Annotated in this window: 8 protein-coding genes; 1 reads left to right on the top strand and 7 read right to left on the bottom strand. The window is 71.2% G+C overall.

Features of this window, described 5'->3' with window-relative positions; genetic code table 11:
- Window positions 1-12: 12 nt before the first annotated feature.
- The 7 genes from ACI3KY_RS19140 to ACI3KY_RS19110 form a co-directional block, all read right to left on the bottom strand.
- Window positions 13-1,671, bottom strand: coding sequence for an amidohydrolase (locus ACI3KY_RS19140; RefSeq protein WP_404931721.1), 1,659 nt, complete (start codon window positions 1,669-1,671; stop codon window positions 13-15).
- 141 nt (window positions 1,672-1,812) lie between these two features.
- Entirely contained in the window at window positions 1,813-2,745 is a 933-nt protein-coding gene (locus tag ACI3KY_RS19135) for an ABC transporter permease (RefSeq protein WP_404931720.1), read from the bottom strand.
- Complete coding sequence (locus tag ACI3KY_RS19130; RefSeq protein WP_404931719.1) at window positions 2,742-3,683, bottom strand: ABC transporter permease; 942 nt, start codon at window positions 3,681-3,683, stop codon at window positions 2,742-2,744. Before ACI3KY_RS19130 ends, ACI3KY_RS19135 begins: the two co-directional genes overlap by 4 nt.
- On the bottom strand, window positions 3,676-4,860 hold the full coding sequence (locus tag ACI3KY_RS19125) for an extracellular solute-binding protein (RefSeq protein ID WP_404931718.1): 1,185 nt from the start codon (window positions 4,858-4,860) through the stop codon (window positions 3,676-3,678). The genes ACI3KY_RS19130 and ACI3KY_RS19125 overlap by 8 nt, the downstream gene beginning before the upstream one ends.
- Before the next feature lie 170 nt (window positions 4,861-5,030).
- The gene (locus tag ACI3KY_RS19120; RefSeq protein WP_404931722.1) at window positions 5,031-6,260 is read right to left on the bottom strand and encodes an ABC transporter ATP-binding protein; all 1,230 of its coding nucleotides are present in this window, start codon (window positions 6,258-6,260) and stop codon (window positions 5,031-5,033) included.
- A gap of 285 nt (window positions 6,261-6,545) precedes the next feature.
- Entirely contained in the window at window positions 6,546-7,334 is a 789-nt protein-coding gene (locus ACI3KY_RS19115; RefSeq protein ID WP_404931717.1) for a DNA-formamidopyrimidine glycosylase family protein, read from the bottom strand.
- Entirely contained in the window at window positions 7,327-12,162 is a 4,836-nt protein-coding gene (locus ACI3KY_RS19110; protein ID WP_404931716.1) for a DEAD/DEAH box helicase, read from the bottom strand. The genes ACI3KY_RS19115 and ACI3KY_RS19110 overlap by 8 nt, the downstream gene beginning before the upstream one ends.
- A 113-nt stretch (window positions 12,163-12,275) precedes the next feature.
- Here ACI3KY_RS19110 and ACI3KY_RS19105 point away from each other — a divergent pair.
- The coding region (locus tag ACI3KY_RS19105) for a hypothetical protein (protein WP_404931715.1) at window positions 12,276-12,507 on the top strand (232 nt) is incomplete at its 3' end.

Here is a 12,507-nt window from a genome sequence, read left to right as displayed (position 1 = left end):
CGGCGGAACGTGTCAGGCGTCGGGAGCGGCGTAGACGCGCTCGCCCTCGACGAAGGTCTGCAGGGTGCGGGTGGCGCCGATCTGGTCGGCCGGCCCGGCGAAGGGGTCGCGGTCCAGGACGGCCAGGTCGGCATACTTGCCCACCTCGATCGTGCCCGTCACGTCGTCGAGGTGGTTCACCCAGGCCGATCCGGCCGTGTACGCGGTGAGCGATGTCGCCAGGTCGATCGCCTGTTCGGGGAGGAACGCGTCCTCGTAGTCGCCCTCCTCGTACCCCGGTGCCGCCCTGCGGTTCACGGCGGTGTGGATCGCGGCCATCGGGTCGGGCGTCGACACCGACCAGTCGCTGCCGGCGGCGAGCACCGCACCGTGCCGCAGCAGGTCGCCGAACGGATACTGCCAGGCGCTGCGCGGGTCACCGAGGAAGGGCAGCGTCAGCTCGACCATCTGCGGTTCGTAGGTCGCCCACAGCGACTGCATGTTGGCTGCGACGCCGAGGTCGCGGAAGCGGCGGATGTCCTCCGGATGCACGACCTGGATGTGGGCGATGTGATGGCGGTTGTCGCTGCGGCCGTTGCGGGCGATCGCGTGCTCGACCGCGTCGAGGCACTCGCGCACCGCACGGTCGCCGATCGCGTGGAAGTGCAGCTGGAAGCCCTCGGCGTCGAGAAGCGGCACGGCCTCGTTGAGAATCTCCGGCGCGACGAACGAGATACCGGAGTTGTCGGTGAAGTGGCCGTGGCCGTCGCAGTACGGCTCGAGCATCGACGCCGTGAAGTTCTCGGCGACCCCGTCCTGCATCACCTTCACGGATCTCGCGGCGAACCGCCCGCCGCGGGAGCGCTCGCGCCGCTCCAGGATCGACGGGATCTGCTCGAGACCCTTCGTGCGATCCCACCAGATCGCTCCGACCACACGTGCGGTGAGCGTGCCATCGGCTGCCGCGGCCAGGTACGCGGGGCCGGGATCGCCGGCATCCCCGTACGAGCCGACGATCGCGTCCTGCCAGCCGGTGATGCCGAACGAGTGCAGGTAGCGCTGTCCGTGCCGGAGGGCCTCGGTCAGCCGCTCGAGCGGCTCGTCCGGCAGCAGACGGTTGACCAGCGCCATCGCGCCCTCGTGCAGGGTCCCCGACGGGCCGCCGTCGGCGTCACGCTCGATACGGCCGTCGGCGGGATCGGGCGTGTCGCGGTCGATGCCGGCCCGCCGCAGCGCCGCGGAGTTAACCCACGCGCCGTGGCCGTCGCGATTGGGGAAGAACGCCGGGCGGTCGCCCGTGACGGCATCGAGGGCGGCTGCCGTCGGCGTGCCGCCCGGGAACGCCGACATCTGCCAGCCGCCGCCGAGGATCCACTCGTCGTCCTCGTGCGCGCGGACGTAGCCCCCGATCGCCGCGAGGTACTCCGACGCCGTGCCGAGCTCGGACAGGTCGCAGCGGAGCATGTCGAGCCCGCCCCAGACCGGATGCACGTGCGCGTCCTGGAAGCCGGGGATCAGCATCCGTCCCGCGAGGTCGACGACCTCCGTCGACGGGCCGACGAGGTCGCGCAGGTCGCCGGGCGAGACGGCGACGATGCGGCCGTCCGTGACGGCGACAGAGCCGGCGCGCGAACGCACCGTGTCGGCGGTGAACACGGGCCCACCGGTGAAGACGAGGTCGGCGTAGGGCATGGGTCTCCTGTGGGTTCGGGGTGTTTCGTCTCGGTCGCCGGCGCTCCCTCGCTCGACGACCGGGAGGGTTGGCGCGCCTGGCTCAGCGACCGGAACTCCGGTGTGTGGGCGGGTGGCCACGGTCTCACGGGATGGAACGGGTCAGCCGCCGGTCATCGTGCGGGCGATCTGCGTCGCCGAGTCGCCGGCGCGCTTCAGCACGAGCGCGACGAGTGCGAGCGCGACGAGCGTCAGCAGCAACATGATCGTCGAGACGGCGGCGATCTCCGGCCGCAGGCCCGAGCGCAGCGCGCTCAGCACGTAGACCGGCCACGGGGTCGTGCCCGACACCTGGACGAAGGCCGCGACGATCGTGTTGTCGAGGCTCAGCGTGAACGCCAGCAGGAAGCCGGCGAGCACCGCGGGCATCGCCAGTGCCAGCGTGATGCGACGGAACGTCGTGAACGGCTTCGCGTAGAGGTCGGCGGACGCCTCTTCGAGGTTCATGTCCTGACCCACGAGCCGCGCACGGACGATGTACGACACCACGGCGGTGGCGAACAGCGAAGAGCCGACCGAGAGGCGCACGATGCCGTCGTTGAAGATCGAGATGCCCAGGTCCTGGCCGAGGAACACCATCCAGGGCAGCAGCGCCACCGCGTCGACGATCTCGGGCGTCACCGAGACGAGCAGCAGCAGGCCGAGGAACCACCACACCCATTTGCCGGGATGCCGCGCCATCGCGATGCCGGCGAGGGTGCCGAGCACGGTCGCGATGATCGCGGCGATGAAAGCGGTGATGAGGGACACGCGCACCGCGCTCTGGATCGCGGGCTTCTCGAGGATCGTGCCGAAGGCGTCGAATCCGAAGCCGTCCCACGACACCAGCAGACGTCCGGTGTTGAACGAATAGATCACGATGACGATGATCGGCAGGAAGAGGAACAGCATCACCAGCACGCCCCACACGCCGAAGGCGACGTCCGACCACGAGGTCCGCCCACGTCGCCGTGGCGTGGGCCGTCGGGTGGTCTGCCCGGCCGGCGACGCCGTCGTGGTCGCGGTGCCGGTCTGCACGTCGGTGGAGAGCGTCACGTCGTCACCTCCAGAGGGGTCGCGGCCGCGGCATCCGTCTTCGCCGTCTCGCCGGCCTGACCGAGCACCAGCCGGCTGCGTGAGCGGAAGGGCAGCGAGACGAGCCAGATGATCACGGCGCAGGCTCCGATCGTCAGCATGATCACGAGCATCAGCAGCACCGCCATCGCGGAGCCGAGCGCCCAGTTCTGAGCGGTCTGGAACTGGCTGGCGACCAGCTGGCCGACCATGTTGCCCTTCGCGCCGCCGAGCACGGTGGCGGTGATGTAATCGCCCATCAGCGGGATGAACACCAGCAGCACGCCGGCGATGATGCCGGGCTGCGACAGCGGCAGGGTCACACGCAGGAACGTGGTGAGCTTGCCGGCGCCCAGATCCTTCGACGCCTCGCGCAGGGCCGGGCCGACGCGATCGAACGCGACGAACAGCGGCAGGATCATCAGCGGCAGGTAGTTGTAGACGACGCCGATGATGACGGCGGTTCGGGTGTACAGCAGGTCGAGCGGGCCGTCGAGCACGCCGACCCCCTGCAACAGCGTCGACAGCCAGCCCTCGGGTGCGAGGATCACCTGCCAGCCGATCGTGCGCACCAGGAAGTTGGTCCAGAAGGGCACCAGCACCAGGGCGATGAGGATGCCGCGGCGCTCGGGCTTGACCTTGAACGCCATCCAGTACGCGACCGGCGCCCCGATCAGGAAGCAGAGGACGGTACCGATCACACCGACCCACAGCGTGTTCTGGAACGTCGCGAAGAACGTGGGGGAGAAGGCCTCGACATACCGGTCGAACGACAGGACGTCGTTCGCGTGGCTGCCGAAGACCCCGGGCTTGTAGCCGAAGCTGAACCACACCACCATCGCGACCGGTGCGACGAAGAACAGGAGGAGCCACGCCCACGCCGGAACGGCGAGCGCGGCTCCTGCGGAGCGACTACGCACCGGCGGCAGCCTTCACCTCGTTGTAGATCGAGACGCGGGTCGTCTGCGAGTCGTTGAGCTCCTGCTCGTGCATCGTCTCGAGCTGCTCGGGGGTGAAGAAGATCATGTCGGTGTACTCGAGGCCGCTCTCTTCCGCGGCCGCCTGCATGTCCTTGCCGCCGACGTTGTAGCCGATGTAGTCGAGGTTCAGGGCGAGATTCTCGGGTGCCATCGAGTAGTTGATGAACGCGTGGGCCGCCTCAGGGTGCGGCGCACCGGCGGCGATGGCCCAGTTGTCCATCCACAGCTCGGTCACCGGGCCCGGGAGCACCCACTGCCAGCGATCCGGCTCGCTCGACTCGGTGAGACCCAGCCGGGCGTCGCCGTTCCACGCCTGCATCAGCACCTGCGTGCCCTGCGGGATGGCATTGGTGCCGGGGTAGGAGTCGAAGGCCGAGATGTGCGGGGCGATCTCCTCGACCAGGTACTTGCGGCACGCTTCGAGCTCGTCGGGGTCCTCCGTGTTCCAGTCCAGGTCGTTGGCCCAGAAGTACGAGCCGATGATGCCGGCCGGGTCGTCCGACATCGCCGTCTTGCCGCTCGCCTCGTTCTGCGCGGCATCGAAGAAGTCGGCCCACGTGGCGAGCTCGCGCGTGATGACGGTCTTGTCGTAGATGTAGCCGGTCGTTCCCCACGCCTTGCAGACCGAGTAGTCGTTGCCCGGGTCCCATGCGCGGCCCAGGAAGGCCGGGTCCATGTTCGACATGTTGGGCAGAAGCTCCTTGTTGAACTTCGTCAGCAGGCCGTTCTCGATCATCTGCGGGATGAAGACGCCGGTGGGCACGACGATGTCGTAGCCGGAGGTGCCCTTCGCGGCGATGAGCTTCGCGATCAGCTCCTCGTTCGACGAGTACGAGTCGAGGGTGACCTTGGGGCCGAGTTCGGAGGTGAAGCCCTCGACCACGTCCGGCGAGTCGTAGTCGCCCCAGGTGTACACCGAGAGGTCGCCTTCCAGGTCGCCGCCGGTCGCCTGCGGTGCGGGCGACCCGCTGCCGGCCGGTGAGCATGCGGCGAGCACGGCGGTGCCGCCGGCGAGCGCCGCGAAGCTCAGGAAGCGGCGACGCGAGAGCTCACGCACGATCGCGGGCGCGGCGGCCTCGGGGGCGAGGATGCGGAGCGGGGTACGAGGCTGGGTCATCGGGTACTCCTGGTCGGGTCGGGAGCCGGAGAGGCGGATGCCGCGGCTCGGGGCCGAACGTTGCGGTTCGGGTCGTGCGGTTCGGGTCGGACGGTGCGGGTCGGGTTGTGCGGGTCGAGTCAGGTCGTGCGGTTCGAGTCAGGTGGTGCGTCGCGGTCGGCGCCGACGAATCAGGCCGTCGGGGGCGCGATGTATCCGCCCTGTTCAGCCGCCGCGGCGTCGGCCGCCGGGAACAGCAGCACGTGATGCGCGCCCCACGTGCACACCACGCGGTCGCCGACGACGAGCGGCGGGGCGTCCGGCGTCGGTCGACGCACGATCAGGCTCTGGTCGGCGCCGAGCCGCACCAGGTACTGCATGGTGTCGCCCAGGTGCGACACCCCGATCAGCTCGCCCCGCGCCGCGTTCGCCTCGGGAAGGCTCGCGCCGGTCCGTGCGCCATCGTCCGACCCGGATCCTGAGCCTGTCGAAGGGTCCTTCGCGATCCCGATGAACTCGGGCCGCACGGCGGCCTCGCCGAGGTTGGTGCCGGTGAGCACGGGCGATGCGGCGCGCACCAGCGCGTGGGGCGACGTGATCGCCGCACCCGCCTCGGCGGTGGGGCCGCGGAAGAAGTTCTGCTGCCCCACGAACGCCGCGACGTAGGCCGAGGCCGGTCGTGCGTACACGGTGTCGGCGTCGGCCAGCTGCTCGATCCGGCCCGCACGCATGATCGCGATGCGGTCGCTCATCGAAAGGGCCTCGCCCTGGTCGTGGGTGACGAAGACGAACGTGATGCCGAGCCGCGACTGCAGCAGCTTCAGCTCGAGCTGCATCTCCTCACGCAGCTGCCGGTCGAGCGCGCCGAGCGGCTCATCGAGGAGCAGCACGGCGGGGCGGTTCACCAGCGCCCGCGCGAGCGCGACGCGCTGCTGCTGGCCGCCCGACAGCTGCGTGGGCTTGCGATCGCCGAACCGACGCATCTGCACCATGTCGAGCGCCTGGGTGACCCGCTCGCGCACCTCGGACTTCGGGGTCCGGCGCTGCTGCAGCCCGTACGCGACGTTCTCCGCGACCGACAGGTGCGGGAAGAGGGCGTAGGCCTGGAAGACCGTGTTGACGTCGCGCTTGTACGGCGGCGCGGCGAGCACCGAGCGTCCGGAGATGCGGATGTCGCCGGCATCCGGCCGTTCGAAGCCGGCGATCATGCGCAGCGTGGTGGTCTTGCCGCACCCGGAGGGGCCCAGCAGCGAGATGAACTCACCCGGCTGGATCGTGAGCGAAAGGTCGTCGACGGCGAGTTGCTCGCCGTAGTACTTGGTGATCCCGGAAAGGACCACTGCCCCGCGCGCGGCCTCGGTCTCGCTGGGAACCTGCTCCGCGGGGTCTGCTGCCGCTGCGGTCGCCGTGCCTGTGGACATCGTCACCTCGTGAGGGTCCTTCTGGTGCGGGCCGCGCAACGCTGCACGGCCGATCGGGTGTGTCGAGTATTCAATAGGGGGACGTGGGCACCCGCAATGCGGCCGACTCCTAACCAGACGGATCGAGGGGCCGGCAGGCCGCGGCGCGACAGTTCGTCCGGACTTGTGTAACAGCCAGGGAACCGCGGTGTTTCAACGGTGTGCGTGCCGAGCACGACGGGTGCCGCGGCCGAGGCCGACAATCCGTCCGTGCGGCATCGTGATCAAAGCGTGCTGGAAGCCGGGTCAGTGCTGGCAGTCCGGGCACCAGAAGACGATGCGCTCCCGCGTGGGGTCTGCACCGAGGCTTCCGCCGCGGATCAGGGTGCCGCAGCGCCGGCACGGCCGGCCCTCGCGGCGGTAGACCCAGGTGGACCGTCCGGGGCGCTCGTCGCCGGTGAAGGTGCGGCCCGACCGATGGCGGTTGGCGCGGATCATTCGTGCGCCGAGGTCCACGATGGCTGCGGCATCCGTCTCATCAGCCGGTGTCGTCGGAAGGATGCCGCGGACGAACAGGATCTCGTTGGCGTACTCGTTGCCGAACCCGGCCACGTTGCGCTGGTCCTGGAGCGCGACGTGGACGGCCCGGGTGTCTGCGGCGAGCCGCCGGGCGGCCTCGACCGGGTCCCAGTGCTCCGAGAGCGGGTCGGGGCCGAGATACCCGACCAGCTGGTCCTCGTCGGCGGTCGGAACCACCTTGATGTCGGCGAGGTCGAAGCCGACCGTCTCCCATTCGGCGCCGTCCGGCGCGGTCGCGCCGATCACCGCCCGCGCACGGAAGCCCGGCGCTCGCCACCGCTCGCCGTGCCGGTACACGTGCCACTCGCCCTCCATCTTGAGGTGGGTGTGCAGCGTCCACGAGCCGATGCGGTGGAGCAGATGCTTGCCGCGCGCGACGACGCCGTGCACGATCTCGCCGCGCAGGTCGACCGTCGCCGCCTGCGGCACGCGCAGTTCGAAGCGCGTCACGGTCGCACCGGCCAGTGCGGCGTCGAGGCGCCGGGCCGTGCGGAAGACGGTGTCGCCCTCAGGCACGGGCGGCCTCACGCGCGGCGTCGCCGGCGGTGAGGCGGCGGAGGGTGAGCCCGCGCGGGGACTCGACGAAGCCGGCATCGCGCAGCGCCCGGCCGACCGCCGTGCCGTAGACGAACGCCCCGTTCACCTGCTCGATCGTCAGGGTGTCGAGGCGGCGGGCCCGCGCGGTCGCCGCCAGCTCGCGCGTAGCGGAGGCGAGCACCGCTTCGTCGCCGGTGAAGGCGAGCGCCGACTTCCCGCCCCGTTCGAGGTAGAGCGCGAGCGCCCCGTCGACGAGCACGACGAGGGCGCCGGCCTTGCGTCCGGGGCGGTGGGCGACGCCCTCGAGCGCGGGCCAGGCGAGCGCGGCGCCGTACGCGTTGGCGGGGTCTGTCGCGGCCAGCGTGACGGCGCGCAGGGGCGGGGGGTCGGACAGCCCGGCGAACTCGCGCAGCCGGTCGACCGTCGCCGAGGCGGCGAACTGGGCCGCCCCGAGCTTCTCGATGACGTAGCCGCGCCGGCAATGCCCGGCCTCTTCGAAGCCCGCCAGCACGCGATAGGTCTGGGCGAATCCGCCGGGCACGCCCTCGGCCTGCACGGCACCGCGCGTGACGACGCCGTAGCGGTCGAGCAGCAGACTGGCAGTGGCTGCGGCCCGCATGGCTGCGTCGGGCTCGGCGGCGGGGAGCAGCGACCATCGTCCGCCGATCGCCGGAGGACGGGCCGGTACCGAGGCGGCGACGCTGCGGACAGCCGCGCCGCGGTACAGACGTGCGCGAGGCGTGCGCCGGCTCACCCGGTGCGCCTGGGAGCCTCCCGACACCAGGGCGCGGACCGGGGCGAAGGTGTCGTTCGTGATCCGGCCCGCCCACGTCAGCCGCCACAGCGCGTCGACCACGGACTGCTCGTTCTCGGCGCCGGTGCTCTGGCGCAGCTGCGCGGCGAAGTACGCGCCGCCGCCTTCGAGCGCGGCCAGGAGCTGCGCATCGAGCGAACCCGGCGCGATCTCCTCGGCATCGTCGGGCACCGTCAGCGTGAGCGCGGCGGAGTCGGCGCTGTGCAGCGCGATCCAGCCGTCGCGGCCCGGCAGGGTGCCGTGACCCGACCAGAGCACCTCGCCGGTGGCGGTCAGCTCGTCGAGCATCCCGGGCGTGTAGTCGGCGACGCGACCCGGAAGCACGAGCGACTCCCACGCGCTCCCGGGGATCGGCACGCCGGCGAGCTGCTCGACGACCGCGGCGACGCCGTCGATGCCCTCCAGCGGCCGCGTCGCGTGCTGCCATACCGGGAGGAACCGCGCGTACGCGTGCTGCGGCACCGGCTCGACGCTGCCGCGGATCGCGGCGAGCGAGCGCATCCGCAGCCGCCGCAGCACCTCCGTGTCGCACCACTCCGCCTCGTCGCCGCGCGATCCGCCGTCGGCGGTCGCCGCCTCCGGCAGGAAGAAGCCGCTGGTCACGCGGCCCTGGGACTCGAGCCGCTGCAGAGTATGACGGGCGACGGCGACGCCGATGCCGAGGCGCTCGGCAGCGGCATCCGCCGTGAAGGGTCCGTGTGTGCGCGCGTATCGCGCGATCAGATCGCCGAGCGGGTCGGCGACAGGCTCGAGGAATGCGGTGGGGATTCCGACCGGAAGGGCTGCGCCGAGTCCGTCCCGCAGCCGTCCGGCGTCTTCGATCGCGGCGACACGGGTGACCCCGCCGATCGTCACGGGGATCGCGCGACGCGACGTGATCAGCGCATCGAGGAGAGCGGATGCCGCGGCCGCCGTCGCGTGCGCATCACCGTCGCGGTCAACGGCGCCGTCGACCTCGGCCTCCAGCCGGAGCGACGCGTCGGTCGCGTCCAGCGGGCCCAGAAGCCGCAGCAGGTCGGCCACGCCCTCGATGCCGCGCGCACGGCGTTCAGGATCGAGCCGCTGCGCCTCGCGCTCGAACTGGGCGATGATGTCGGGGTCGAGGAGCTCACGCATCTCGACCTTGCCGAGCAGTTCGGACAGCAGCGCCGGATCGACCGAGAGGGCGGCCGCCCGGCGTTCCGCCAGCGGCGAATCGCCCTCGTACATGAAGGCGCCCACGTAGCCGAACAGCAGGTCGCGGGCGAACGGCGAGGGCTGGGACGGCTCCGTCTCGATGAGGCGGATGCGCCGCTCGCCGATGCCGCGCATGAGGCGCAGGAGCGCCGGCACGTCGTAGACGTCCTGCAGCACCTCGCGCAGCGTCTCGAGGATGATCGGGAACGTGGGGTACCGGCGGGCCACCTCGAGCAGCTGCGCCGACCGCTGCCGCTGCTGCCACAGCGGGGTGCGCTTGCCGGGGTTGCGCCGCGGCATCAGCAGCGCGCGGGCCGCGCACTCGCGGAACCTCGACGCGAACAGCGCGGAGCCGCCGACCTCCTCCGTCACGATCTGGTCGAGCTCGTCGGGATCGAAGACGAACAGGTCGGCGCCAGGAGGCTCAGCGGTGGCATCGGGGATCCGGGCGATGATGCCGTCGTCACTGGCGACCGCGGATCCGTCGACGCCCAGCCGCTCGCGGATGCGGGCATTGACGGCCAGCGCCCACGGTGCGTGCACCTGCATGCCGTACGGGGAATGGAGGATCACGCGCCAGTCGCCGACCTCGTCGCGCCCGCGCTCGACGGTGAGCTGACGATCGGTCGGCAGGGTTCCGGTGGCCTCCCGCTGCTCGGCGAGGTAGGCGAGCAGGTTGTCTTGCGCGTACTCGTCCAGGCCGGCGTCGTGCAGGCGCGACTGCGCCTTCTCCGGCTGGGCGGTCGACACCTCGCGGGAGAACTTGCCGAGCGCCTCACCGAGCTCGGCCGGCCGGCCGATGCCGTCGCCGTGCCAGAACGGCACCTTGCCCGGTTGACCGAACGCGGGCACGACGTTGACGCGGTCGTGCGTGATCTCCACGATGCGCCAGCTCGTCGTGCCGAGCGTGAACACGTCGTTCACACGTGACTCGTAGACCATCTCCTCGTCGAGCTCTCCGACGCGCGCATTCTGGGACTCGCCGGCGACGAAGACGCCGAACAGCCCCCGGTCGGGGATCGTGCCGCCGCTGGTCACGGCGATGTGCTGCGTGCCCGGGCGTCCGGTGAGCACACCCAGGTCGCGGTCCCACACGACGCGGGGGCGGAGTTCGGCGAACTCGTCGGAGGGGAACCGCCCCGCGATCAGGTCGAGTGTCGCCTCGTACGCCGAGCGGGGGAGCGAGCGGAACGGCGCGCTGCGCTTGAGCGTCTCGTACCACCCCTCCACGTCGACGGGCCCGACCGCGGCGGCGGCCACCGTCTGCTGCGCCAGGATATCGAGCGGGTTCTGCGGGATCGCGATCGCCTCGATCTGCCCGGCCAGCATCCGCTCGGTCACGATCGCGGTGTGCAGCACGTCGCCGCGGTGCTTGGGGAAGAGGGCGGCACGACTGACCTCGCCGACCTGGTGGCCGGCGCGTCCGATGCGCTGCAGTCCGGATGCTGCGCTGGGTGGCGCCTCGACCTGGATCACGAGGTCGACGGCGCCCATGTCGATGCCCAGCTCGAGGCTCGAGGTCGCGACGACGCATCGCAGGACGCCCGACTTGAGCTCTTCTTCGACCTGGGCGCGCTGCTCCTTCGACACCGACCCGTGATGGGCCTTCGCGAGCACGGGATCCGCGCCGGCCGTCGCTCCCGCCTGCGACATCATCGCCGCAGGCACCGCCTGGTCGGGAAGCTCGAGCCCGAGCCGCTCGGAGTAGATCTCGTTGAGACGGCCCGTGAGTCGTTCGGCGAGACGCCGGGAATTGCAGAACACGATCGTCGAGCGGTGCAGGAGGATGCGATCGACGATGGCCTCTTCGACGTGCGGCCACACCGATCCGGTCATCTCGGTCTCGCCGGCGCCGGCCGCGCGGCGCGGATCGCCCGTCGAACCCGCCTTGGCCCCCGAGCCGTCGGCGAACCAGTCCTCGTCGATCGCCTCGCCCGGCGGATCCGCCGAGGACGCGGCATCCGTATCCGCCCATGCCTCATCGTCGGACCGATACGGGCTCGGCGGCGGGGGCGGATTCAGCATGTCGCCGATGGGCACGACGACCTTCATGTCGAACGCCTTGGTCGAACGGGGCGCGACGATCTCGACCGGTTCGGCACCCCCGAGGAACCGGGCCACCTCGTCGATCGGCCGGACGGTGGCCGACAGGCCGATGCGCTGGGCCGGCGGCGCTTCGGGAGCGAACGAGCGGCGGAGCGCGTCGAGTCGCTCGAGGCTCACCGCGAGATGCGCGCCACGTTTGGTGGCGGCGACGGCGTGCACCTCGTCCACGATGATCGTGTGCACGTCGCGCAGAGTCTCGCCGGCGCGGCTCGTCAGCATGAGGTACAGCGACTCGGGGGTCGTGATGAGGATGTCGGGCGGACGCTGCACGAGCTTGCGCCGGTCGCCCGCCGGCGTGTCGCCCGAGCGCACGCCCACCGTGACGTCAGGCACCGTGAGACCGAGGCGGCGTGCGGACTGGCCGATGCCCACGAGCGGCGATCGGAGGTTGCGCTCGACGTCGACACCCAGCGCCTTGAGCGGAGAGATGTACAGGATCCGGGTGGCGGGGGCCGCGGCATCCGGGATCTTCTTCTTCCGTCCAACGGGCGAGGCGGATGCCGGAGCCGCCACCTTGTCGTGGAACACGCGGTCGATCGCCCACAGGAACGCCGACAACGTCTTGCCGGAGCCGGTCGGCGCGACCACGAGGGCGTGCTTGCCGGCCGAGATCGCCTGCCATGCGCCCTTCTGGGCGTCCGTGGGGGCGTGGAAGGCGCCACGGAACCAGTCCTGCGTCGCAGGACCGAACCGCTCGAGCACGTCGCCCATCCCTCCTATCTTCGTCGTGATCGCCGACATCGGGCCAGGGCGTGTCGCGAGCCGCTCGCGTAGGATCAGTGCTCGCGTGTTCCCCCGCACGCGCTCACCGCCCGAGGATCCCGATGGAGTCGACGCCCTCGAGCGGGCCGGAGACCCCGGCGCCGCTCATCCCTACGGCCACGCCCACGCCCGCGCCCACGGGCGTCGATGGCTCCTGGGTGCGCTCGCGCCGGGTGCAGACGTTCGCGCTCGGCGCGCTGGTGGGCGCGCTGGCTCTCTCGCTGGTGGTCGTGGTCACCGCGGTGTTCGCAGCGGTGCAGGGGGAGCGTTCGCCGCTGCCCGCGGAGCCGGCAC

Source organism: Microbacterium sp. ZW T2_14, assembly GCF_044987405.1.
Lineage (GTDB): Bacteria > Actinomycetota > Actinomycetes > Actinomycetales > Microbacteriaceae > Microbacterium.
This window is presented reverse-complemented; position numbering and strand designations above follow the sequence as displayed.